Consider the following 25,893-nt stretch of genomic DNA (forward strand, 5'->3'; position numbering starts at 1 on the left):
GGGGTTCCTCGCTTTGCTTCGGGATGACGGCAACAACTTTAATACCTAAGAAGGCATCTGCGCATCAACTAATTCAATTTGATGAATCTGCAGAGGCTCGCCTAAGAAAATCTCACCCACCGCTTGAAAGCGGTTAACGGAGTCAGTGACTAGATAACTTATCTTATTTCCCTGCCCTTGCTCAGTATTCAGCAAGTTGGCTTGTTCAAGCATCTCTTTCAACGCTTTTGCCGTCGCTTCAGCCGAATCCACGATAGTGACTGTATTTGGTAGAAGCGTAGCTAATAGTGGCTTAAAGACTGGGAAGTGTGTGCAGCCTAAAAGAAGCGTATCCTCATTGCTAAAATCAGATAAATAATGTTTTAAGGCCTCTCGCGCAATGGCATTTTCCACCATGCCTTCTTCCGCTAAAGCCACTAGAAGGCTGCAAGCACGGGCACTAATCTTCGCTTGTGGCAAATGGGAAGTAATTAAGCGCTGATAAGCATTTGAAGCAATCGTGGTCTCTGTGGCAAACACAGCGACACGATGATTTTTAGTGGCAGCAACCACGGCAGAAGCACCGGGAGTCACCACCCCTAATACGGGCATATCAGGAAGCATGGCTTGTAGATGTGATAGTGCGGCGGTAGTGGCGGTATTACAAGCAATGACTAAGGCTTTAATTTGCCTTTCCACCAAAACACGAGCCATTTGGATAGCGTATTGCTGGATGGTACTTGGACTTTTAGTGCCATAGGGTAAGCGCGCGGTATCACCGAGATAGATAAAAGATTCCTGGGCGAGAGTGGTTTTTAAAGCACGAAGCACCGTCAAACCTCCCATCCCTGAATCAAATACGCCTATAGGCAATTTATTTTTATTCATTTCCATTCTTCTTCTTAAATTTCCCTTAATAACCTCTTAAGCAGCAGGGGGTGTTGGTGGAGGTATAGTATCATCGCTCTCACTCACTTTTTGTTTCACGCCTGTGAGTACGTTATATTTAGTTTTATAAAACTGCATAAGTTCAGCACTGTCTTTTCTTGCAGTTTCCATTGCTTTTTGTTCTTGCTTACCGAATTTTAGCTTATCAACTTCTTTTATACCTTTTAATAAGCCGGTGTAGCTAGGATGTGTTTCAAAGTGCTTTTTAAAAATCGAATCACCTTTCCAGCGGCCAAGGATGCCCAATTGGCTATCAGGGCTAAACTGCGCATTATCGATTACGATTGCACTCGCATCAAAACGCATGTTCGGATCATTTTTACCAATAGCCATTAATGCTGTCCAGGCAAATTCAATCTGATCTTTAGGACCATCTAGTATGATCGGATCATCAATCGTAGGGGGTTTACCACGCGCAGCTAAAATACGGGTTGCCATTTCCATGGCTTGATGAACCCGCGCCTCAGGGTTATTACGGGGGGGGAACTTATTCGCTGTCAATGTCAGCTCGGCTGAATACTGTGTTACACCGCCAGTACCCACTTGCCCTGCTAGATTACCCGCGCCACGTTCCTCGATATACGTGCTTTTAATGACTGCAGGTTGGTTATTACGGTCCACTGTATCATAATAGACTGTGTACTCACGGAATTTACCCGGGCTAACCATATCTGTAATTTCAAAACGCTCTGCGGGCACACCAGTTTTTATGCTAACCCCGTTTTGATCAGCAGGCCTTACTCCTTCTCCCTGCCAAGTTGGTGCAAAATGAGCCCTTTTTTGATCGATGGGATAATCCACAGCATAACTATGAAAACCTTTAACGCGAATATCCTTCTTACCCTCCTCGGCTTGTTTAAGCGTGGTTAAAAGTCCTTGTTTTAAAAGAGGATGGTCACTACCAGGATTACCCTTGAATAGAAGTTGTAGTTTTTCATATTCCTTTAATTCTTTCTCCATTTCGTCTAGGAGGACGATTAACTCTTGTGTTCTTTCGCTCACCTTGTCCATTATATCTCGTTTGACCGCCCCACCCCCTGCGCTTGCCCTAATCTCCGTTTGATTAGGCAAACTACGCCCCTGATCTTCGAGCTGTTCAATTTGCTGCTTTAGATGAGCTATCATAGTGTCGCAAATTTCGGACAATTCGCGAAACTGTGAGCCCATCTTTTTCGCATTTTCCTTTGAGGCTGCTTGAAATGCTGGGTTGAACCAATAGATTGGTCGTGCTTTAGCAAGGCGTTTAAGCGCAGAGGAAGCCGAGTTTAATTTTAAATCAGAAAAGTCTTTTCTGAGGCTTTTGACAACCTTTCCTTGCTCTTTAAACTCCTCTTCATAGGTGCCAGGGTTCAGTAGTGTTTTTTTCCTTGCCTCAACCTTAATTTGGGCAAAAAGTTTCGGAGTTAGCTGTTTATCTAATGCGGGAACCCCAGGTGGACTAAATGCCGCTAAATGAGGATTGAAAGCAGGTCGTTTAATTGTCGCAATAAAGTCACTATAGGTTGTTGAGCTCTTTATCGCATCATGAATAGCAGTAGCTGCTCTTTGAGTAATTTGACTAGACTTGCTTAATCCGGCTATTCCTCTATAGATGTCTTTACTTTCGTCTGTTAGTGCGCCACTGTAGAGTGTCTGTACATGTTGATTACGAGTTTCTTGATCCCGAATAGCTGTTCTTATCGCTTGTTCTTCAGGAGTTGCACCCAAGTTTGCACCTAGATTATCAAGTCCAAAAGCATTATAAATGACCTGTGGATTAGGATGATTTATAAATCCAGCAATTGCTTGCACAGTCTGAATGAAAGGAATATTCGGAGCAACACCAGCCGTATCATCAAATAAATTAGGCCCATTTAAAATATGATCACTAATTTGGGTGATCTGTTGAGGAGTTAAATTAAGCGGCGGGGCAATTTTTGCTAATACTTTAGCAACTTCACTGTTCGGAATTCTTGCCAAATCGGCCAATTTCTCATTTTCATCTACTAATGCATTGACAAAAGAATCATCAACGATATTTCTAGCGCCTAATATACGGTCCACCTCTTGGGGCTCGGTAACTTGGCTTAAAGAAATCAACGCCTTATCTTTTTCCAACAGCGCGCGTTGTTGAGACAACGGGAGTTGCTCAATTAACTCAATTAATTTTGGATGTACCCTATTGTTTTCATTACCTAAAGGCAAAACTTTACTTAGATCAAGCTTGATAATTTGAGCACAAGCTGCCTTTTGGATTTGTTCCATTGTTTTTGGATTAACCCAATCGTGCTCGGTTACACCGATATCTCTTAAAGCATCTTTAAATTTATCGATATCAGCTGCCTTTGCCAAGGCAGTTAGCCGATCAGGGGTTGGGGGAGCAGGAAGAGGTGGGATTCTGTCTGCTGGGAAATTCCGTACTAAGGATTCGACTAAGCTTGCCCTGACTCTTTGTTTTTCTTTAGCAGGAAATGTTGGCGCAGTGACTAAATTATTTAGATGAGCGCTACGCGGATTGTTAATTTTATCTAATAACTCTGTATGAGCCTGAGCGGTTGCTGCGTCCTTTGTTGACACATCAATAATTGTACTTTTCGCGTCTCTAATTATCTTTTCGGCTGCTGCATAACTACGAATTTGTAATCCAATCCCATTATCCGCGTCGGTAATAAGGTGATCTAATGCAGGATCGGCTAGTTGCAGTCCTAATAAGGGCTTAATAAGATCTTTTACAGTAGCATGATTACCTACAGCCGCCGCTAAATTAGTTATCTCTGGATCAGAAAGCTGCCCAAGTTTTTGCTCCAGATAAGAGAGCAGCGCCAGTTCTCTGGCTGCAGTGATTTGGGCTACGTCTCCAAAATAACCACTTAAAACATTTTGAACTCCAGCTGGTTGGCCGGCGGCAAAGGTGTTTAGGTATTTGGCAGTAAAATTAGGATCTAGAATAAGGTCTTTAAGGTTGGTTAAATGCTTGGCCCTGTCAGTAGGATCTGTAGGGATAATTGCTAAATTCTTGCGAATATGAGCCATCGCAACGATATCATCAACGCTAGCGCCGGTGAGGGCATTACGAAATTCATTCTTGGTGGTGTAGCCTAATGCATTTAATCTGGCTAATTTTTGTTTTAGTTCATCAGCATTCGTGACAGAAATCAACTCCCCAAGTGCCGTTGCGTCATCGCATTGCGCAATTTTTAGTTTTAAAGCTTGCTTTGCGGCAGCTTGGCGAATGCTAGGTAAAGTAGCAGCAGTTACTGCGTGGTCAATGTAAGCGCCTGCTTCAGGCATGGCAGGTCCACCGCGAGGGGCTATTGTGGCTTTAAGCGCGACCTCAGTTACAGCCTCAGCAATTCGTTCTAAATCCGCAGACCTGTCTGCTCTTAGAGTAGCATAATTTGCTGCTAGGTAACGCGCTCCGAGTTGGCCTTGTAAGGAAACAACATCACTATCACCAAGATTGTGTATACAAATGTCTTGACCATGCACCGATTGAAAGCGTGTTCTAAAATCGCCTGGATTACAATCTAAAAGATCGGTGATTCCTCCCCCAATATTTGTTGCTACCCCATTTACTATGTGCAAAACATTTCTGTCAGAAAGGCTATTTATAAGTAACTCAGCTCCTTTTTTAATAGCAGCCCGTTCGACTTTATGGGTAAATACTCTGCCAATATCCATTGCATCTGCTATAGGATGGGGAGGGGGAGAAGCAGGAGTCGCAAGGCCAAAAATACCTCTTACTGCAGCAGTAAAAGCAACTTGATTTTGAACCATCAATAACGCATCAAGCATACCTTTATCACCAAGTGCTGCGATTTTTTGAATGAGTAACTGGCGTTGCGCCTCTTCTTTAATTCGGGTAATTGCTTGGTCGGTAATAACGTTTTCGTTTGTGTGATCCCATGCTGGAAGTGTTACTTGTTGTCCACCAAATATGCTCTTACCGTCAGTGCCAAAAAGCAACTTACGGGCTTCATTATTATCGGCTTCACTTATGATCGCTTCGAGTTGAGCTTCGTTAGCTTCCCTAAGAGCCAACATTACTCGTCTTTCAGCTACAGTTTTATAGAGGGTTTCAAAATTATTACTTGGGTTCCCAAGCCGTGGTTTTCGCCTTGTTCCACCAACACCAGTAGCTGCAAAATCTGTATCGACACCTGGATTTTCAGTTCCAGTAATATTAACCCCTAGCCGATTCCAAAAACCAGCGTTATCTATTATCGCTTTCCTAAAGTTCGTGTTAGCAGCACCACCGCCATAACCTGCTTTAAGAATTTCATCTAAGGCGCCTACAACTTGATTTTGCTGATCACCCATAGCAGGGGGGTAATCCCGTATAGTGTCAAGAGCAGCGAGAAGTTCATCATTGTGATAGGCCATGGAATACCCCAAAAATCAATCGTAAAAGTTACTTAATCTAATTTTAATCTTTCTTTCTTAACTCCACCTTAAATATCTGCCTTTTTTTGCAGAAAGGGCTTGAAATGAAAGAAAGTTCCTATAATTTGTATAGTATACCAGAGCTACGGGACTGTGGCATGAACAAAATCGTATACATCTTGTTTATTTTTTTACCTGGTCTTCTCTTTGCCCAAGGGTGCATCATTGGCAATAAGCCGGATCGTCCGCGGTATGTCTGTTTTGATGGGAGGACTTTGGCAACTAGCCAGAGTGGTTTTGTGTGGAATGCTAAGAGGGGCTGCTTTATGAGCAGTATTCCTTGCTGCGCTTACAATGCGACCCATTACAGTTATTCGGAAAATCCGCAATACGTTTATCATTCTTTTAAACGCTGCCGTTATCAATACCCTTTCCAATTAGGGGAAATGCAGACGCATTGATTAACAGCATTTTGTTTTCAACTAATATTCTCTTCAAGAATTGGGCATTGCTCTTCATCCCAGCGCGTACTGGATAAGCAGATGCGTGCTTTTGTTGCTTATCCGCTACCTTACAGTCTTGGCCGAATCTTTGAGTTAGGTAACGTCGCTAAGGATCTTGTGAACTCCCCAGCTTTAATTTAGGCGCGAAGCAAGCTGACATTTTTTGCCTAAATTAAAGCTGGGGAGTTCATAATGACTTTAGCAGTTACGTAATAGATCAAAGAAAGTTAGAATCCTTTAAGTTAATAGCGATAATTGATTGTTAGCAACACAGCCAAAAATAGCCACACAATGGTAATCGTCAGGCCAGCATAGCGGAAAGAATCGTAGCTTTTCTTTTTCTTTATCCAAAAATCAATGGCCATAACAGGAAGGAAAGAAAAAACCATCAGGGCTAAAATTTTTACTGCATCGCTCGCACCCTTGCGAAATGGCATCCAACTCGCTAATTTTTCAACTAATCCCAGTAAAACGTCTTGAAATTTTGTCAGTCCCAAATAGACCCAAGATTCATAATAAGCTACCAAACCAGTCGCAAAAATAAGAGGTAGAAAGAGTTTCATACCGGGAATAGCGAATAGTTTTTTGAATAAATCCCCAAACTCTTTTGAAAAAAACACAACAATTGAACTGATTAAAACGACTAATGCCACCGTGAGCATGTTGTCCATGTTATCCTCTCTCTTCCAAAGCTTCCCAGCGGGCATAAAGTTTCGCCAGTTCCTCTTCATCCTGCAAGAGCTGTTGATTGTATTGGCTAATCATCTTAGCCTCTTGTTGATAAAAATCAGGAGCAGCCATTTTTAGTTGAAGGGCTGAAATTTTCTCTTCCAACACTTCAATTTTTTGCGGCAATTGGGATAACTCGCGTTGCTCGTTAAAACTCAGCTTAGTCGAATTAGTCGCTCGTTTTGCAGGCTTCGGTAATGAACTTTGCTCGCGCTGCTGCTTTTTCTGTGCACGATAATCATCGTAGCCGCCAACGTATTCGTTAAATTTTCCTTCTTCTTCGTAGACCAGTACAGAAGTTACGACTTGGTTAATAAACGCCCTATCATGGCTGATTAATAATAGTGTGCCTTGGTAGTCCATGAGCATATTCTCAAGCAACTCGAGGGTCTCAATATCTAAATCATTGGTAGGCTCATCCATGACCAATAAATTTACAGGTTTGGCGAATAGTTTTGCCAACAATAAACGGTTTCGTTCCCCTCCCGAAAGTGTTGAGACGACTTGATTAAAGCGCTCAGGAGGAAATAAAAATTCACGTAAATAGGAGGCCACGTGCTTTTGTTTACCATTAATGGTGACATAATCAGCCCCCTCAGCCACATTAGCCATCACCGTTTGCTGTTCGTCTAGCCGGCGGCGCAACTGGTCAAAATAGGCAACTTCCAATGAGGTACCCAGCTTAAGTGTTCCAGATTCGGGTTTAAGTTCGCCTAGCAACATGCGTATTAAAGTTGTTTTACCACAACCATTTGGGCCGATAATTCCTATTTTGTCGCCACGGGTCAGCAAAAGGGAAAAATCCTTGATTAAAGTCTTGCCGGCAATCTGGTAATTAAGATGCCTGGCTTCAAGGACAATTTGACCTGAGCGACTCACATCAAGCGTTAATGATTGCATCTTGCCTAATTGCTCGCGGCGCGCTTTATACTGCTCGCGCATGGCTTTAAGGGCACGGACACGCCCTTCGTTACGCGTGCGGCGTGCTTTAATTCCTGTTCTTATCCAAGCTTCTTCTTCGGCAAGACGTTTGTCAAAAAGTTCATTCTGTTTTTGTTCGCTCAAACGCATTGCTTCTCGTCTGTCTAAGTAAGTCTCGTAATTACACTCATAGGAATAAAGTTTTCCGCGATCGATCTCCACAATGCGATTAGCCACTTGGCTTAAAAATTCGCGATCATGGGTGACCAACAACACGCTGCCTGTATAAGATTTCAAATAGGCTTCTAGCCACTCAATTGCATTAACATCTAAATGGTTAGTCGGCTCATCAAGCAATAAAAGATCGGGGGAAGCAATGAGCGCTGCTGCCAACAATGCACGGCGCTTCATACCACCTGATAAGCCACTCATGTCAGCATGGGTATCCACACCTAAGCGGCTCGCCATCATTTCAACGCGGGGGAGCAGATCCCAGGCGTGAAGGTTATCCATTTGCTGCTGACAACTAGCTAAAGCTGATAGATCGTTTGAAGTTGATAACTGATGGAATTGGCTTAAAACTTCGCCAACTTCACCTAAACTTTTTACTAAGAAATGATAGACATTTTCTTGATTAGCACTCAGCGGTACTTCTTGCATGAGGCCTGCGACACGCAAACCATTTATTCGATTAATCTGACCGCTATCAGGGACTAATTCGCCTTGTAGAAGACGAAGTAACGTTGATTTTCCTGCCCCGTTTCGCCCGACTAAAGCAACGCGATCGTGAGGCTCGATTTTCCAATCCACTTGATCAAGCAAACGATTCCCAGCAAGATTTAAAGTAATATTGTGGAAGGAAACTATACTCATACAAACTTAAACTCACTTCTTTATAATTAAACGCTTATCTTGTTGCGATAGGTTAAATTGCGATAAAACATTCATACCCAACAGTACTTCATTATCTTCACCGCCCGCGATAATCACGGCCTTGATATTATTCAGTGTGAACCCGGCAAAGCTCAGTTTTTTTAACCGCGTTAAATAACCAGTTACTTCACCACCCGCTGTTTGTAAATTAATCGCATAACGACCTTGCAAACCTAATTGGGTTGCCAATTCCTGGGGGATGGCCACTAAACTAGCGCCTGTATCAATCATAAACCTCACAGGATAATCATCGATAGATCCGTCTATGCGATAGTGCCCCTCCGCATCTGGCGTGATTGTCACTGTTCCATGCTCTATCCGATAAGAACCTTGCTCATTTTGATTATAATAGTAAAAAAAAGTGAACAAGAGCATAAAAAATATCAGCCACGCAATAATAAACATCAAACGCCCAGTTTGGGCGTGTTGTTTATTATTCACTCAGAAAACCTCTGCTGACCAGGACACTGCGGTTGTTCATCTGAATTAACCTCGGTGTGATGATTTAAGCACCATGATGCCATCAATTTCGATTTGGGCGCCGCGGGGCAGGGCTGACACGCCGATAGCCGCCCTTGCAGGATAAGGCTCAGTAAAATAACGAGTCATCGCCTCATTAATTAGAGGGAAATGATTTAAATCTGTAAGGTATACCGTGATTCTCACTAAATCAGCCAAACTACCCCCAGCGGCCTCGCAAACAGCAGCTAAATTATCAAATACCTGATTAATCTGCATGCGAATTTCATCGCTACAAAGCTGCATGGTTTTCGGATCGAGCGGTATTTGGCCTGATAAATAAACTGTGTTGTCGCAACGAATTGCCTGGCTATAAGTACCAATTGCGGCGGGTGCTAAATCAGTTTGGATTGGTTGCATTGATTATTCTCCCTGCTTTTTACGATAAAGGCGCATGACTACTTTGTTGGCACGCAAACGACGCATCACTCGCGCCAAGTGAGATCTGTCGCGTACACTGATGGAAAAAGTGACAGCATTATGGCGTCCATCCCTCGGATCGACATTAATGTTACCAATATTAGACTCAGCTTCAGAAATAGCTGTAGCAAGGGCTGCTAACACGCCTCGTTGATTTGCTACCTCAACAGTAATATCAACCCAATACTCACCTTCTACTTGTTCATCCCAGCGTAAAGAAATGAGCTGCTCGGGATGGCCACGTCCTTGATTTATGTTAGGACAATCGCTGGCGTGCACCATAATTCCGCGTCCTTGTTGGAAACGACCCACAATATTATCACCTGGGATAGGTTGGCAGCAATCGGCAAAATGCACCACCATCCCTTCCGTTCCTTTAATGGCTAAAGGACGGCTTTTTGCTGTTTTATCAAGTTCTGCTGTATCTTGACTTAAGACTAATCGCTTAGCAATCACCATTGGCATCTGATTACCTATACCTATGGCGTAGAGAAGCTCATCCTCCGATTTGTAGCTCAGATCATGGAGTAACGCCTGTAAGGTTTCGGGTGGTACCTTTTCATAATCACTTCTTAATTCAGTCAGCGATTGCTCCAGTAAACGCTTACCTAAAACGATTGATTCAGCATGTTGCTGGCTTTTGAGAAAATGACGGATATTGGAACGAGCCTTACCTGTCACTACAAAATTTAACCAAGCAGGATTTGGATGGGCTCCAGGAGCAGTAATAATTTCGACGGTTTGCCCGTTTGTGAGGGGCACACTCAAAGGCACTAAACGGCGGTTAACTTTGGCCGCAACACAGCTATTACCAACCCCCGAATGCACCGTGTAAGCAAAATCAACCGGCGTCGCCCCCTTTGGCAGCTCCATAATATGGCCTTTCGGCGTGAAAACATAAACCTCGTCTGGAAAGAGGTCAATTTTCACATTTTCTATAAATTCTAAAGAACTTCCTGTGCTTCGCTGCATTTCTAACAATCGCTGCACCCATTCACGGGCCCGCAATTGTGCCTCATTGACTTCCAAGCCAGAAGATTTATAAATCCAATGGGCAGCAACCCCATTTTCAGCCACTTTATCCATGTCCCGTGTACGAATTTGTACCTCTAAAGGCACACCGTAAGGACCAAATAATGTCGTGTGTAACGATTGATAACCATTCGCTTTTGGAATCCCAATGTAATCCTTAAACCGCTGGGGCACTGGCTTGTAAGTGCGATGCAACGCACCCATCACCCGATAACATGCATCAATGTCTTCAGTGATTATCCGAAAAGCAAACACATCAGTTATTTCGGTAAATGAAGCCTTCTTTTGCCGCATCTTGCGATAAATGCTGTATAAATGTTTCTGCCGACCAAAAACATGTTCGTAGGGGATATGCAGTTCATTTAAAGCTTCCTGCAAATCTTTTTCAATTTTCTGCGTTAATTCACGACGATTGCCCCGCGCTTTTTCTACCGCTGATTTAATTGCACGATATCGCATAGGATAAAGTGCCTGAAATCCCAAATCCTCAAGGCCCGTGTAAATTGCGTGCATACCTAAGCGGTTGGCAATGGGCGCATAAATTTCCAAAGTCTCAATGGCAATCCTTCTTCGCTTAACTGAAGGCATTGAGCCTAAAGTGTGCATATTATGAAAGCGATCTGCTAGTTTGACGATGATAACCCGAATGTCTTTGACCATCGCTAGCACCATTTTGCGAAAATTTTCTGCTTGGGCTTCAGCTCGGGATTCGAATTTAATTTTAGTTAACTTAGTTACCCCATCCACTAAGGCAGTGACATCTTCCCCAAATTGTTGGATGAGATCTTCTTTACTGATAGAGGTATCTTCGACAACATCATGAAGCAGTGTTGCCATGATCGTTTGATGATCAAGCCGCATACGGGCTAGGATTAATGCTGCTGCAACTGGGTGGGTAATGTAGGGCTCTCCCGAACGGCGCATTTGGCCACGGTGTGCTTTTTCAGCCACCAAATAAGCTTGATAACATTTTTCAATAAGCGGTTGCTCAAGGTAGCATTTAAGCTCTTCGTCTAGCTCCTTAAAGTAGCTCACGCCCGCACTCCCCTATTCCACTACCGCCAACTTTATATCGATGTAGGCAAAAACCCTAGTCAACAGCAGATTATGATTCAACAAAGCAAAATAGGCACCTAATACAACATTTCTAGGCTCAACCCAGGGGCGTGCATAATTAAAATCCAATGTAACTCTATTGCGCGTCCCACGATATTTTCGCGGGATCCATCCATCGAACGTATTATTGGTTTCGCGGATAACTTGCGGAACATTGGAAGTTTGTCATGCGTAGGCTCTTGGCTTAAAGCTCAATATTTATAGGGCCTTATTAGTAATATAGTCAATTGGGGTCGTTGAATCCTAATCTTTGTCCAACATCTCTGGCGTAATTAAGCCTTGCGCAATTTCACGCAGTGCAACCACGGTGGGTTTGTCATTTTCCCATTCAACTAAGGGTTGTTCCCCTCGTACTGCGATATCTCGAGCACGCTTTGTAGCAACCATGACCAACTCAAAACGGTTTGCTACATGTTCTAAACAGTCTTCTACAGTGACACGTGCCATAATTCTTACCTCCGAATTAATACCTAAACAGGATTGTTATACATTGTAGATAGCCGCAAGCAAGATAAAGCATCTATCTACCTGACAAATGCATCTCAAATTGAGGCGAAAATAATCTATTTTACTGCGATGCAAGCAGGAAAGAAAGTAGTTTTCCTTGCTCTCTCTTTTGGCGTGACATGCGCAAGCGATTTGCAATCACAATCGCTTGCAATTCAAAAGAAGCCTTTTCGAAATCATCATTAACAATAAGATAATCAAACTCAGAAAAATGACTTAACTCATCTTGTGCCCGTTGCATTCGGTTACCGATGACTTCTTCATTATCTTGCCGCCTGTCAAAGAGGCGTTTTTGCAAAATTTCTAAGGAAGGTGGAATAATGAAGACCGAAATTGCATCGGAGAAAATGCTTCTAATTTGTTGGGCACCTTGCCAATCTATATCCAAAACCACATCAATACCTGCAGCTAACCGCGCATTAATTTGCTTCACTGAGGTACCGTAATAGTGATTGAATACTTGAGCGTGCTCGACAAACGCATTGGCATCGATCATTTCTAGGAATTGCTGTTCAGTAACAAAAAAATAATCCACGCCATCCTTTTCTCCTGGACGCATTTTCCTAGTCGTATGAGAGATGGAGACTTCGATATTCTCCAAACCGCTGACTAATTTTCTAACTAAGCTTGTTTTGCCTCCACCTGAAGGCGCAGCAACAATAATTAAATTACCTGGACAAGGGGCACCCATAGTTCATTACTCTATATTTTGAATTTGTTCTCGCATTTGTTCGATAAGCACTTTCATTTCAACGGCATTTTGCGTTAATGCCATGGAATCCGATTTTGAGCTTAGTGTGTTTGCCTCACGGTTTAACTCTTGCATTAGGAAATCCAAACGCCTTCCTGCCGCCTCAGTGTTTTTAAGCGCTTTAGCCACTTCTTCAATATGCGCTTGCAACCGATCCAGTTCCTCACTGACATCCAAACGAGTGAGGAGAAGCGCGATTTCTTGCTCAATTCGCGAGCTATCCACGTCCATTTGTAATGTTCTCAGCCGATTTAATATCTTGTCTCGCGCTTGCTGTGCATTGGAAGCAACCTGCAGCCTTGCATCTTCAACAACAACTTTTAACTTCTGCAAGCGGCCCTGCACAAGAGCTTGTAAGGCCTGCCCTTCTGTTTCCCTAATTTGCAGCAATTGAGTCAATGCCTCACCGAATAATTGTTCCGCATGTTGGCCTAATATTTCAATATCCGGCTGCGTGATTTGTATAACACCGGGCCAAGTAAGTAGTGAGGTTAACGACAGGTCATTCGCCAAATGCTTGGAAGCGGATAGTTTATTACCGGCATCAATTAACCCGTTGACTAAATTCTCGTTGATAAGAATCGCTTGCTCTTCACTTCCCACATCTTGAAATTTAAGCTGGCATTCTAGCTTACCCCGGCTTACCTTACCACGTAGCATAGCGCGCAAAGAGGTTTCAAGAAACCGAAATGCATCGGGAATACGAAAAGTCGCATCCAAATAACGATGGTTTACCGATCGAATTTCCCAACAAAAGATACTTGTATCAAGTTGTTTTTGTACTCTGGCAAAAGCCGTCATGCTATGAGTCATAATACTACAAACTAATCCAAGGTGCGGCGAATATAAACTAAATTTGTACAAATGCAAGATTTTGCAGTATCTCGGGTATAAATATACAAGTCACTTAGTTATAATTCCTCATTTTCATCGAGGATTATCATGCGTCCCAGTAATCGTGAACCTAATGAACTGCGCCCTATTAAAATCACACGAAATTTTACAGCCCATGCCGAAGGATCAGTGCTAATCGAGTTTGGCCAGACACGTGTTGTCTGTAATGTCTCGGTCATTGAGGGTGTCCCCCGTTTTCTTAAAGGTAAAAACCAGGGTTGGATTACTGCCGAATACGGTATGCTGCCCCGTGCTACCCACAGCCGTACAGAACGCGAAGCAAGTAAAGGTAAACAAGGCGGGAGGACACTTGAGATCCAACGCCTCATCGGCCGATCCTTGCGCACTTGCATTGATTTAAAACTTTTAGGCGAAGTGACTTTAACTATCGACTGTGATGTTATTCAAGCCGATGGCGGTACGCGCACCGCAGCAATTACTGGTGCTTGCATTGCCCTGAAAGACGCGCTGAGTTGGATGGTTGCCAGAGAAAAATTGCGCAAGATGCCTGCTTTTAATTATGTCGCAGCAGTTTCTGTAGGGGTTTATCGCGGCCAACCTGTTTTAGATTTGGATTATGCTGAAGACGTACTTGCTGAAACTGACATGAACGTAGTGATGAACGAAGAAGGTCACTTCATTGAAATTCAAGGCACTGCAGAAGATAGAAGCTTTACTCGAGAACAGCTAAACAGCATGCTCTCATTGGCAGAAAACGGGATTGCTCGGTTGATTGAATTACAGAAAAGTGCCTAATTCGATTTGTCGATTATGACTATTGCCGAACGCGTCGCTCAAATTCAACAACTTATTGCTGCAACAGCCGAATCTTGCCAGCGCTCACCTAAGGAGATTCAGTTACTGGCTGTGAGCAAAGGGCAACCTGCTCACGTAATTGAGGAAGCTGTTGCAGCAGGAGTTTATCATATCGGCGAAAATTATTTACAGGAAGCGAAGGCAAAAATTCATGCATTAAAACATTTACCCATTTGCTGGCATTTTATTGGCCCAATCCAAAGTAATAAAACTCAAGACATTGCCCAAGGATTCAGCTGGGTTCATAGCGTCAGCCGAGAGAAAATTGCCCAGCTTCTAGCACATCACCGACCAGCACATCAACCTGAACTTAATGTTTGTCTGCAAGTTAATTTAGATGAGGAAGGAACTAAATCGGGTGTGTCGCCAGATCAGTTACATGAACTTGCCTTGATTGTTCATCAATTACCCCGTTTAAAATTGCGGGGCTTAATGGCTATTCCCAAACCTCAATTGGGTGAGCAACAACAATATGAAAGTTTGCTGCGTTTAACGAAGTTATTTCATCAACTCAATCAAACGCAGGGCTTAAACATGGATACTTTATCGATGGGTATGACTGATGATTTAGTTGCAGCGATTCGTGCAGGAAGTACAATGGTCCGTATTGGAAGAGCAATTTTTGGCGAGCGAAGTAAATGAACATCCATTTTATTGGTTTTGGTAATATGGCAAAGGCTATTGCTCACAGTTTATGCAGCCAAGGTAAAACCTACCAGATTACCGCAGCATCTCCCTCGTTAAGGGAAGGAAAGACACCTGAAGGAATCTTGACGCATCCTGATAATTCAGTGGGTGTTAAGAATGCAGACTTGGTTATATTGGCTGTTAAACCAGTGCAAATGGCCACTGTTTTAAATGAAATCAGAGAGGATCTACCCAAGCATTGCTTGCTCATATCAGTTGCTGCAGGCTTAAGCTTAGCTTGGCTTGAGCAGCATTGCCGTCAAGGACAACCGATAATCCGCTCCATGCCCAATATTGCAATTACGATAGGTAAAGGAGCAACCCCTCTGATCGCCAATCAATTTGTCAGTCAAGAACAAAAACGAATTGCTGAAGAACTTTTTAATAGCTCGGGAATTATTTCTTGGACTTCTGAAGAGAAAGACATCGATGCGTTTACAGCTCTCTCAGGCAGTGGTCCCGCTTATGTTTTTTTCTTTTTAGAGTCGATGATTGATGCGGCGAAACAATTGGGTTTAACTGAAGAAATTGCTAAAACCTTTACCCTGCAAACCGTAATCGGTGCATTGGGGTTAGTCTCAGGCTCCAATCTCGAAATCAAAGAATTACGAAAAAAAGTGACTTCACCTGCTGGCACTACAGCAGCAGCTATCGATATACTTGAGCAACATGGATTTGCCGAATTGCTCTTTAAAGCAATGGAAGCCGCTTACGAACGGGCAAAACAGCTCGGTTCCTCACCCATGCTATAGTTGTATAGCATAAGCTTATTTTTATGAGGGGTAACATGTCAGGATTTATCGCTGTTGGTCATTTTTTAGTTTCACTATTCTTCGGGTTAGTGCTGCTCTTGTTGTGGGCGCGCATGTTTTTGCGTTTCTACAAAATTTCGCCGCTCCATTCCGTTTCTAAAATGGTTAACACCTTCGTTGATCCGCTAGTAAGACCCATCGAGGGGCTCATTCATTCTGATAAAGCGCACCCCAGCCGTTATGATTGGGCCTGTTTAGCTGTAATTATCATTACTGAAATAATTAAATTCATTCTGCTTGGTTTCCTTCTCTACGGCACGTTGATGCCTTTAACTTACTTATTTGTGTTTGTATTGGCAGACCTTATCGCACAACCCTGCAACCTACTTTTTTATATCATTTTGATCCGGGTCATTATGAGCTGGGTTAAACCCGATTGGCACCATCCCATCGAAGAGGTTATGAGAAAGATAACCGATCCTTTATTAGCATTCGGACGATATCTCATCCCTGACATATCTGGCTTTGATTTTTCTCCTTTCATTATCATGATTATTCTTAAAGCAATTGTTTTGTTCATGAGTGCATCATTGCCGTTAAGACTTGTTTAATAAAAAGCCTATGCCCGCATTGCCTTAACACAATAAGGCAATGCTGCGGCAAATCAACTTGAAGAAATTAAATAATCACCCTTGCCAAAATTGAGTCATATTTTAGCAGCAAAAATAAACAGATAGAGCTATACTAGGATCAAATTGGATCATTGGGACAAGCTCATGAGTAGCCGATTAGTGATTGCTGTAGGAATCGTATCCTTCTCAGTAAATGCCATGGCTAGTGTACAATCGTACTATTGCCCGCAAAACCAGGGCTATATCAACATCGGTATGACACCCGACCAAGTAATCGCTGCCTGCGGGCAACCACTTAGCCAACAACAATCCAATCAACCCGTGATGCAAAAAGTTCCGGTGCAACAACTCATGTATAACAATGTGGGAAGTCCAACTGCATTTTATGGGGTATGGTCAATACCCACCGGCACCAGTGGTGGAGCCCAATTGCAAGTTAACATTGTTGATAATAAAGTCCAGTCAGTTAATATTAACGGCTCAGCAACCAACGCCTTTTCCGTTTGCGGGGGTACAAGTATTCAAGTGGGTGATCCAGCTTCTAAAGTTTACGGTGCCTGCGGTAGCCCGTCCGTGGTTAACAATACTTATATTAATCAACCGATACAATCTAACCAAAAACCACAAGTATGGATTTATCAACCCGGTGAATATCAATCGCCAATTACCTTGACATTTGTTAATGGCAAACTACAATCCATCGATTAATTTCTAGTGTGGAATCAACTATGAGTGCATCAATCGATGATTTAACCATTGCTTATAGCGAAGACGGTACCGAAACAACAAAGGAGCTAGGAAAACATGTTTTATCTAAAGGCGCCTGGACGACAATTATGTTTCGCTACCAAGATTGGGATAATAGCAAAAACGATTTTGGCCCAGTGAAATACTCTATTCGACGCTATCAAAAACGCAATAATCAGTATTGGATGAAATCGAAATTCAATATTTCCAGCGAAGAACAGGCACGAAAAATTATTGAAGTTTTGACAGAATGGCTAGCTCAGGACGAGTCTCAATCGGGTTAAAGCCACTTTTAATGGTATGAAACATCACATCCGTCCTCACGTCACGGCCGGGATGTTACGTTGAATCGGCAATATTTTGCATAAATATCCGGGCCGCGACCGTGAGGGAGCGGTTATCAGCCTATATTCCCATCGTTTAAGCAATCGCAGCTTTTTTGAATCTTACCCCAAAGTGATTTATAATTTCCTGTTCTTCTATTCTAGGGGTGGCCTATTGCATGAAAAATCGCTCAATTATCTTGCTTTTGACACTCTTGATCCTCTCGACTCTGGGTTATATCTATACTAGCCACCATAAAAAATCAAACTTAAATGGCAAGGAAGTGAAAGCTATCACGGTAGAGACCGCACCTGTTACTGAAAAAATTCTCGCTGAAAAATTTGAAACGCTAGGAAGCCTCGCCAGCACTGATAACATTGATATTAGCTCGGAATTGGCAGGACAAATTGCTGCCATCTATTTTACACCTGGTGCTTATGTTAAAAAAGGAACTCTGCTTATTCAATTGGATGATACAGTATTAAAAAGCGAGTTAGCGAGTGCCAAAGCTAACCTAACTCTAAGTGAAACTAACTACATCCGCACCAAAGAATTAGCGAAACGAAGCCTCGCTTCAGAACAAGCTTTGGATAAGACACTGGCCGATTTGCAGGAAAAGGAAAATACCGTCAAAGTAAAACAGGCCCAGCTTGAAAAATTAAGCTTGCGTGCTCCCTTTTCAGGCACATTAGGCTCAAGGCAAGTGAGCGTTGGACAATACGTTAAAGTTGGGCAGCCGCTCGTTCGTTTAGTGGCCAACCAAAAATTGCGAGTAGAGTATAATTTGCCAGAGCGCTATTTACCAAAGCTCCATCTTGGACAGAAAGTTACCGTGCGTTCTGATGCCTTCCCCAATAAAACTTATATTGGCATAGTGAACTATATTGATCCTGCAGTCGATAAAGAAACCCGCACCATCGCAGTAGAAGCCTTAATTGATAACGTTGAACGCCTTTTGTCTGCAGGTTTATTCGTGCGCGTAAATCACCAATTTGGAGAAAGAAAAAAGCGCCTTCTTGTCCCAGAAGAAAGTTTAATTCCTACTATTAATGGCCAGAAAATTTTTGTCTTGCGAGGTAAAAAGGCTGTCGCAGTTCGAGTAAAAACCGGGGCCCATCACGCCTCAATGACCGAAATTTGTAGCGGACTTAATCCCAGCGATATTGTCATCATACGTGGCCAACATAAGCTGAAAGAAGGCAGTCGTGTTATTGATATTCGTAAAGGATAAAGCTCATGGTTAATTTTCCGGAACGATGTATCAAACGTCCTGTGTTCACGGTTGTTCTTACGCTCATTTTAGTCATTGCTGGTTTAATTAACTTTGGTAAATTACCGCTTAGGCACCTGCCTAACATCGATAAGCCGGTTGTCCATGTTGCTACCGACTTTGATGGAGCAAGCCCCGAATTAGTAGAAAAAGAGATCACCATCCCTATAGAAAACGCGATCTCTGGCATCTCAGGGATTGACACACTGCGCTCAACGAGCCTTCTCGGCAAGAGCCGAATCAACATTGATTTCCAACTCGGTATCGATATCAATGAAGCAGTCAACGATATTCGTAATAAGCTTTCTGCCCTTCAAGCAAAATTACCCAAAGACAGCCATCCTCCGACTGTCAGTAAAAATGATGCCGATGCCAATCCGGTAGCCGTTATTGGTTTTAACGATAAATCAAAAACACCCCTTGAAATCACTGATTTCGTCACTCGTAATATCAAACCAGTCTTGCAAGAAATCAAAGGAGTTGGAGAAGTCATTTTTCATGGTGGACGTGACTATGCGGTTAAAATTGCTCTAGATCCCGTAAGGATGGCTGCTCATCAAGTCACCGTTGCAGAGGTAAAAAATGCGCTTATGCAGCAAAACATCGATGTTCCAAGCGGTCAAATTAAAAGTACTAACCGCTACTACACTGTCGTTACTCACGCGCGCTTGCAAGATGCGAAACACTTCTCAGATTTAGTGATCGCCCACCGCAACAATCAACTCATCCGCTTAGCCGAGATTGCTCGAATCACGGTCGGTAGTGAAAATGAAGATAACTTACTGCGTATTAACGGAAAACCAGCTGTTGGCCTCGCTATACTTGCCCAATCAACAGCTAATCCAGTTGAGGTTGCTGCAGCAGTTCATAAAACAATTGATTCTTTGAGCCAAAATCTTCCTCCTGGTTTTAATATTCAATTTGTTTTTGATTCTACCCGCTACATTCAACAATCCATTCACGAGGTCTATAAAACTTTTGTAGAAGCAGTTTTGTTTGTCGGCCTGGTGGTTTTTCTTTTTCTAGGGAATCTACGCGCAGCCATTATTCCCATCATCACAATTCCTATCTGCCTGGTAAGCGCTTTTTGGCCTATGTACCTACTAGGATTTGAACTGAATACCCTAACCCTTTTGGCAATGGTTTTGGCCATTGGGCTTGTGGTTGATGATGCCATTGTCGTCCTTGAAAACTGCCATCGTCATATGCAAGCAGGGCTAAGTCCTGTGCAAGCGGCAATCAAAGGATCCAATGAAATTGTTTTTGTAGTCTTAGCAATGACAATCACTTTGGCCGCAGTTTATGCCCCTATGGGATTTGTTGCTGGTTTTACAGGAAAATTATTCCTCCAGTTTGGTACCACCCTGGCTCTAAGCGTCGTTATCTCAGGAATTGTCGCCCTCAGCTTATCACCAATGATGTGCTCAAAATTACTCAAGCATGAAGACGGGCGCTATAGCCGTTGGTTAGATCAACAATTTGATAAATTAAGCTCCCGTTATCAGCAAAGTCTAAATTTTGCTCTTAATCACCCAAGGCGGTTATCCATTCTATTGTTATTCTCTTGTTTACTAGGTCTTTTTTGCTACTTTCATTTGGGTGCAGAACTTGCGCCCATCGAGGATCAATCCTATATCATGGGTCCAATTTCCTCACCCACTAACTCGAGCACCAATTACACGGATCAGTATAGCCGCGAACTTGAGGCCATCTATGAAACCATCCCCGAAAAAGCCGCTTATCTTACCTCAGTAAAGCCTAATTCAGCATTCACTTTATTAAAACTCGTTCCGTGGGACAAACGTCATCGTTCACAAAAAGAAATCAGCAATGAACTGAGTGATAAGATGCAAAGAATTACCGGTGTTAGCGTCTTTCCTGTTAGCCCTAACCCCTTTGGCCACCGAGGAGGCACTAATAGTCAGTTCAGTGTAGCGCTTTTAGGAAACAGCTCTTACCTCAAGTTAAATGATATCAGCAGTGAGATCGTAAAAGCGTTATCAGATGATCCGCGTTTAAGGCATGTCAAAAATAATTTAGCCCTTGATAGCGAGCAGGTGGATATTGAAATTGATCGTCAATTAGCTGCTGATTTAGACGTCAATTTGGCAGATGTCGCTGAACTACTTTCAACGATGCTTGGCGGAAGCAATCCTGTCAATTACAATTTCGATGGCCAGTCCTATAAAGTCATATTACAACTTCAACAAGCCGATCGGCGTGATGTATCCGTGCTAAATAAGCTTTATGTTGAAAGCGGCCGGGGTCGCATGATTCCACTGTCTACTCTCATTCAAATTAAAAACACGATAGGGCCTGACAGCCTCCCCCACTTAAATCGTATGCGCGCAGCCAACATCAGTGCAGAATTAACACCAGGTGCCCGACTTAATGAAGTCATTAAAGACGTCAAAACGCTTTTAAAAGAAAAACTCCCTGATGATATTCAATATCGCTTTATTGGGGCGGTTAAAGACTATATCGAATCATCGAACAATAGCTTATATGCTTTCTTACTAGCCTTATTGTTCATCTATCTTGTACTTGCTGCCCAATTTGAAAGTTTTATTGATCCCCTAATCGTCCTTTTCAGCGTCCCCTTGTGCCTAGTTGGTGCGATATCTGCACTTTATTTGTTCGGGGAAAATTTATCCATTTATACCAATATTGGTATGGTTACGTTAATTGGCCTTATCACTAAACATGGGATTATGATCACTGAGTTTGCTAATCATCAAATTAAGTTAGGGTGCAACAAACGAGAAGCCATTATAAAAAGTGCACGCATCCGTTTACGTCCTATTTTAATGACCACCCTCGCCATGATCCTAGGTGCCCTGCCTTTAGCTTTAGCATCCGGAGCCGGGGGGGAAAGCCGACAGCAATTAGGACTAGTTATTATGAGTGGCATGATGGTTGGAACGTTTTTTTCTTTATACATTGTTCCGCTTGCTTATTTAGCGATCTCAAGAAAGCGCATCAAGCTCACAGCAAACGAAAGTTCGATGGCCCCTGCTTCATTGTCTTAACCCCAAGCGGTTCATTTTGTTCAATTTTCATCCTAATTGAAAATTCCCTCAATTGAAGAGATAATGCAGCTAGACTAAATCATTCCGCTCCGAACAAGGCCATTCCTTAAGCAGGAGCCGAACACTTACAAACCACTCTATTGGATTCATAAATGGTTTCATCTCATCCAAAATATCGTCCAGACATTGACGGATTACGTGCAATAGCAGTTCTCTCGGTCGTCGGCTTTCACGCCTTCCCAAGTTTACTTAAAGGCGGATTTATTGGGGTCGATATTTTTTTTGTCATTTCGGGCTTTCTAATTTCATCAATCATTTTCGGCAGTTTAGAGCAAAATAACTTTAAAATTACGGAATTTTACAGTCGGCGCATAAGACGTATCTTCCCCGCCCTTTTGCTCGTTTTACTCACCTGTTATTTATTAGGCTGGTTTGCCTTGTTTGCAAATGAATACAGGCAATTGGGCAAACATATTTTCAGTGGCGCAAGCTTTATTTCTAATATTACCTTGTGGACTGAAAGCGGTTACTTTGATAATTCAGCTGAAACAAAACCGTTATTGCATCTTTGGTCCCTCGGTATTGAGGAACAATTTTATATCATTTGGCCATTATTGCTGTATTTCGCGTGGAAGCGAAAAATGAGTATCTTATCGCTCGTAATTGCTGTCTGTTTTATTTCATTTGCATTAAATGTAGGCAGAGTGCATCACGATGTGATTGGGGCGTTTTATGCCCCGCAAACTCGTTTTTGGGAATTATTGCTTGGTTCTCTTTTAGCCTATCTTACCCTTTATCCTCAAAAATATTGGGCCGTTTTAAACAAACTTAACCTGAAACTCAAAAAACCTATCGCCCAAACCCTTAATGCCAATCTTCTGATTTCTCCCAACATGCGCTCAGCTTTTGGTGGAATTTTAATTATCCTTGGTATTTTGTTTATCATAAAAGAGCGCGCTTTTCCGGGATGGTGGGCATTATTACCATGTAGTGGCGCGGTTTTAATTATTTCAGCAGGCCCGAATACTTGGTTAAATCGCAAGATCCTTTCGAATAAAATATTAGTATGGTTTGGGTTAATCAGTTTTCCTTTATACCTCTGGCACTGGCCCCTTTTATCTTTTGCGCGCATCGTGGAGAGTCAAGTTCCTTCACCTAAAATTCGACTTTTCATAGTTCTGGTTTCTATTATACTAGCCTGGTTAACTTTCGAACTAATTGAAAAACCGATCCGCCGACATGGACAGAAGAAGATCGTTATAGCCCTTTTTATGTCGATGGTAATGGTAGGATTGATTGGTTTTTACTGCTATAAACAAAATGGTTTTTTAACTCGACCACTCGTGAAGAATACTGAAAAAGCCTATTCCCAATTTGTAGGACCCCTATGGAAATATACACAAAATGACACCTGCCTAAAGCGTTTTCCTTTTGCCGAGGCTAAGGATTACACTTGGTGGTTTTGCATGCTAACCAAAGATGAAAAACCTAACCTAATATTATTGGGTGATAGCCTAGCTAACCAACTCTATGCAGGACTTTCTCAAAACAGTGTCTTTTCAAAATACAATATCCTTTCCATTGGCACTTGCGACCCTGCCGAAGTAGATCAATCAAAATTAACAAAAAATTACACTCGCTCACCTTGCTCAGGTGATCGTCAACTTCATCAACAAGAATTGATAAACCACATCATAGAAAAAAATGCGGATTCACTGAAATATGCTATCTTAAGTTTAGGTGGAAGTGTCAGCGATTCAGACTATATTTTACGTTTAAAAAGAAGAGTTGATTTTTTAGAGAAAAATCACCTGAAAGTCATCATCTTCATGAGGCCTCTTTCATTTACTACAAACATTCAAAAATGTTTTCCCAGACCCTTTAGCTCTACTCCTCCAGCAAAATGTGAATTCAACGCTGCACAGCGAGAAGAAATTAAAACTCTTTTTAAACCGCTTAGGGAATATTTTGCAAAATCAAATCCACAAGTAATCTTCTTTGATCAAAACGATTTGTTTTGTAGTAATGGAAAATGTTCAATGGTACGCAATGGCATGCCGCTCATGAGAGACGATGTCCACATTTCTGAATATGCCAGCATTAAAGTATCCAAGCTTTTTGCTAAATGGGCAGCTAAACATGTGCCAGAGATGATCGGCTGATGGATTTATTATCATTCAAAGTATGCTTGAACGAAGGGTATGGTCATTTTGAGGCAGGTTTGCACGAAAATAATGCTGCATAAAGGCATATGCACCAAGTAAAGCTGTTCTGTGAATAGGCATTGAACGCTAACGATCCATTTTAACCCTTCGGGCAAACAAACTTGTCCCGCTGCTTACAAATTGACACCCCACCTAACTCGGTACACATAAAAATTTTAATAAATTGAATATCCTCAAAATAAATCTAAAATTAATAATGTGGTTCGCCTAATGTTAATTATATTTACGCATAATAGGTAGAAAAATACGATTACCGCTTCATTATATCTAAGGAAAAATGATGCGCCGTTTTCATTTCAAGCAAGATTACTTATTGGTTTTTTTCTTCATTGGATTAATTTTCCTTGTTATTGCTTTGCTTGGTTGCCTGTTATGGTTGAAATATCTCTCTGCTCTCCAAGTTGAAAGCAGTAACGAACGGTATGAATCTTATCGAATTGCCCAGGAACTCAGAACATCATCAGACGATTTGACAAAAATGGTACGTCTATACGTGGTAACAGGGGATAAGACGTACCTTAATCATTATAATGAAATTCTTTCCATACGTAATGGTACGAGTCCGCGTCCTCAAGACTACGATACCGTCTACTGGGATCTAGTGGTGGACGATAAAAGGCCGAGACCATTCGGAAAACCCAAATCATTAGTCCAGATGATGATCGATCGCGGTTTTTCTCTCCAAGAATTTGATCTATTAAGGCAAGCACAAGAATTGAGTAATGAGCTTACTAAAATTGAAATCAAAGCAATGAATGCTGCGCAAGGTAAGTTTGATGATGGGACTGGTAAATATACCCTCCATGGAGCACCTGATAAAAACCTTGCGATCAATTTGGTTTTTGGCAAGGAATACATGGAAGCAAAATCAAAAATTATGGCACCCATACAGTCGTTTATAGAAGAAGTAATTGATAGGACCACAAAAAGAAATGAGCAGCTTTCGCGCGAAATTACTCAAGTCATTTCTATTGCCATTATTCTTGCCGTGCTGTCCACTATTTTTATGTTAATTTCAATCAGTAAAGCATTACATAGGATTTCAAGGACTGCCAAAGAAAATGAACTGCTTCTTCTAAATATCCTCCCTTCTGCGGTTGCAGAACGACTCAAAAAAGGTGAAAAAATTATTGCTGATGAGTACCCGCAAGCCAGTGTTCTTTTCTGTGACATCGTCGGTTTTACAGCCTTGATGGTTAAAATGGGTACTAGCAAGATGTTTGATATTCTAGGACATCTCTTTGACGAGTTTGATGATCTAGCGCAAAAATATGGTGTCGAAAAGATTAAAACAATTGGTGATTCTTACATGGCTGCTGCAGGAATTCCTGAACCCACCGCAGATCATGCTTTTCGCATCGCTGATTTTGCACTCGCTATTAGGGATAAAGCGAAAGAGTTTGCTCAACTTTATAAGATAGAATTACAAGTCCGCATTGGGATGACTTGTGGAGCAGTGATAGCAGGAGTGATTGGACACAGGAAAATCATCTACGATGTTTGGGGGGATGTGGTCAACACAGCAAGCCGTATGGAAGCAACCAATATTCCGGGAGAAATTCAGATCACCGAAAAAATGGCTTTACTGCTTGAAGAGCAGTTTATCATTGAAGAAAGGGATGAGATTGAAGTAAAAGGAAAAGGTAAAATGCGTACCTATTTTATTAAAGGACGTCGGTAGTCTTTTTGTGGGGTTCACGCCACTGACCGGACAAGGTGAGATCCGTAATAACAGCTGCCCTGAATTAAATTGATTTTCCAAAGACAGCTGCTATTACGAATAATCCTCCGTTTGAC

At 42.2% G+C, this 25,893-nt stretch carries 21 protein-coding genes; 11 read left to right on the forward strand and 10 right to left on the reverse strand.

Annotated features, from left to right (window positions below):
• Positions 1 to 45: 45 nt before the first annotated feature.
• Positions 46 to 867 carry a glutamate racemase gene (gene murI / locus LMI_RS12275; protein WP_045100757.1) on the reverse strand — a complete coding sequence of 274 codons (822 nt, stop codon included), beginning with the start codon at positions 865 to 867 and terminating at the stop codon, positions 46 to 48.
• A 36-nt stretch (positions 868 to 903) separates the two neighbouring features.
• Positions 904 to 5,289 (reverse strand): hypothetical protein, encoded by a 4,386-nt coding sequence (locus tag LMI_RS12280; protein WP_045100054.1) that lies wholly within the window; start codon positions 5,287 to 5,289, stop codon positions 904 to 906.
• A gap of 158 nt (positions 5,290 to 5,447) precedes the next feature.
• Here LMI_RS12280 and LMI_RS12285 point away from each other — a divergent pair, with 158 nt between their 5' ends.
• Positions 5,448 to 5,750, forward strand: coding sequence for a hypothetical protein (locus LMI_RS12285; protein WP_045100758.1), 303 nt, complete (start codon positions 5,448 to 5,450; stop codon positions 5,748 to 5,750).
• Between the two features lie 284 nt (positions 5,751 to 6,034).
• Here the strand turns inward: LMI_RS12285 and LMI_RS12290 are convergent, their stop codons facing one another.
• The 8 genes from LMI_RS12290 to LMI_RS12325 all read right to left on the reverse strand — a co-directional run bounded on the left by LMI_RS12290 (position 6,035) and on the right by LMI_RS12325 (position 13,533).
• The gene (locus tag LMI_RS12290; protein WP_052679567.1) at positions 6,035 to 6,463 is read right to left on the reverse strand and encodes a hypothetical protein; all 429 of its coding nucleotides are present in this window, start codon (positions 6,461 to 6,463) and stop codon (positions 6,035 to 6,037) included.
• A 1-nt stretch (position 6,464) separates the two neighbouring features.
• A complete protein-coding gene (locus LMI_RS12295) occupies positions 6,465 to 8,315 on the reverse strand; it encodes an ATP-binding cassette domain-containing protein (RefSeq protein WP_045100055.1) in 1,851 nt (616 codons plus the stop codon).
• 12 nt (positions 8,316 to 8,327) lie between these two features.
• Positions 8,328 to 8,816, reverse strand: a complete 489-nt coding sequence (locus LMI_RS12300; protein WP_045100056.1) for a retropepsin-like aspartic protease family protein — start codon at positions 8,814 to 8,816, stop codon at positions 8,328 to 8,330.
• 45 nt (positions 8,817 to 8,861) lie between these two features.
• Positions 8,862 to 9,254 carry a RidA family protein gene (locus tag LMI_RS12305; RefSeq protein ID WP_045100057.1) on the reverse strand — a complete coding sequence of 131 codons (393 nt, stop codon included), beginning with the start codon at positions 9,252 to 9,254 and terminating at the stop codon, positions 8,862 to 8,864.
• Positions 9,255 to 9,257: 3 nt separating this feature from the next.
• Positions 9,258 to 11,381 carry a bifunctional GTP diphosphokinase/guanosine-3',5'-bis pyrophosphate 3'-pyrophosphohydrolase gene (gene spoT / locus LMI_RS12310; RefSeq protein WP_045100058.1) on the reverse strand — a complete coding sequence of 708 codons (2,124 nt, stop codon included), beginning with the start codon at positions 11,379 to 11,381 and terminating at the stop codon, positions 9,258 to 9,260.
• A gap of 324 nt (positions 11,382 to 11,705) precedes the next feature.
• On the reverse strand, positions 11,706 to 11,909 hold the full coding sequence (rpoZ, locus tag LMI_RS12315) for a DNA-directed RNA polymerase subunit omega (RefSeq protein WP_045100059.1): 204 nt from the start codon (positions 11,907 to 11,909) through the stop codon (positions 11,706 to 11,708).
• 121 nt (positions 11,910 to 12,030) lie between these two features.
• Positions 12,031 to 12,660, reverse strand: coding sequence for a guanylate kinase (gmk, locus tag LMI_RS12320; protein WP_045100060.1), 630 nt, complete (start codon positions 12,658 to 12,660; stop codon positions 12,031 to 12,033).
• Between the two features lie 6 nt (positions 12,661 to 12,666).
• A complete protein-coding gene (locus tag LMI_RS12325; protein WP_045100061.1) occupies positions 12,667 to 13,533 on the reverse strand; it encodes a YicC/YloC family endoribonuclease in 867 nt (288 codons plus the stop codon).
• 129 nt (positions 13,534 to 13,662) lie between these two features.
• Between LMI_RS12325 and rph the strand changes: the two genes are divergently transcribed.
• The 10 genes from rph to LMI_RS12375 all read left to right on the forward strand — a co-directional run bounded on the left by rph (position 13,663) and on the right by LMI_RS12375 (position 25,777).
• Positions 13,663 to 14,370: a ribonuclease PH gene (gene rph, locus LMI_RS12330; protein WP_045100062.1), complete on the forward strand. Its 708-nt coding sequence runs from the start codon at positions 13,663 to 13,665 to the stop codon at positions 14,368 to 14,370.
• Positions 14,371 to 14,385: 15 nt separating this feature from the next.
• Positions 14,386 to 15,072, forward strand: a complete 687-nt coding sequence (locus tag LMI_RS12335) for a YggS family pyridoxal phosphate-dependent enzyme (RefSeq protein WP_045100063.1) — start codon at positions 14,386 to 14,388, stop codon at positions 15,070 to 15,072.
• Complete coding sequence (proC, locus tag LMI_RS12340; RefSeq protein WP_045100064.1) at positions 15,069 to 15,869, forward strand: pyrroline-5-carboxylate reductase; 801 nt, start codon at positions 15,069 to 15,071, stop codon at positions 15,867 to 15,869. The genes LMI_RS12335 and proC overlap by 4 nt, the downstream gene beginning before the upstream one ends.
• 35 nt (positions 15,870 to 15,904) lie before the next feature.
• Complete coding sequence (locus tag LMI_RS12345; RefSeq protein ID WP_045100065.1) at positions 15,905 to 16,480, forward strand: YggT family protein; 576 nt, start codon at positions 15,905 to 15,907, stop codon at positions 16,478 to 16,480.
• Between the two features lie 165 nt (positions 16,481 to 16,645).
• A complete protein-coding gene (locus LMI_RS12350; RefSeq protein ID WP_045100066.1) occupies positions 16,646 to 17,209 on the forward strand; it encodes a DUF2845 domain-containing protein in 564 nt (187 codons plus the stop codon).
• A 20-nt stretch (positions 17,210 to 17,229) separates the two neighbouring features.
• Positions 17,230 to 17,532 carry a hypothetical protein gene (locus LMI_RS12355; RefSeq protein WP_045100067.1) on the forward strand — a complete coding sequence of 101 codons (303 nt, stop codon included), beginning with the start codon at positions 17,230 to 17,232 and terminating at the stop codon, positions 17,530 to 17,532.
• A 218-nt stretch (positions 17,533 to 17,750) separates the two neighbouring features.
• Positions 17,751 to 18,803, forward strand: a complete 1,053-nt coding sequence (locus tag LMI_RS12360) for an efflux RND transporter periplasmic adaptor subunit (protein WP_045100068.1) — start codon at positions 17,751 to 17,753, stop codon at positions 18,801 to 18,803.
• A 5-nt stretch (positions 18,804 to 18,808) separates the two neighbouring features.
• The gene (locus tag LMI_RS12365) at positions 18,809 to 21,871 is read left to right on the forward strand and encodes an efflux RND transporter permease subunit (protein WP_045100069.1); all 3,063 of its coding nucleotides are present in this window, start codon (positions 18,809 to 18,811) and stop codon (positions 21,869 to 21,871) included.
• A 152-nt stretch (positions 21,872 to 22,023) separates the two neighbouring features.
• Positions 22,024 to 24,033: an acyltransferase family protein gene (locus LMI_RS12370; RefSeq protein ID WP_045100070.1), complete on the forward strand. Its 2,010-nt coding sequence runs from the start codon at positions 22,024 to 22,026 to the stop codon at positions 24,031 to 24,033.
• Positions 24,034 to 24,373: 340 nt separating this feature from the next.
• Positions 24,374 to 25,777: an adenylate/guanylate cyclase domain-containing protein gene (locus LMI_RS12375; RefSeq protein ID WP_045100071.1), complete on the forward strand. Its 1,404-nt coding sequence runs from the start codon at positions 24,374 to 24,376 to the stop codon at positions 25,775 to 25,777.
• The last annotated feature ends 116 nt before the right edge of the window (positions 25,778 to 25,893 follow it).

The sequence above is a fragment of the Legionella micdadei genome (genome assembly GCF_000953635.1).
Lineage (GTDB): Bacteria > Pseudomonadota > Gammaproteobacteria > Legionellales > Legionellaceae > Tatlockia > Tatlockia micdadei.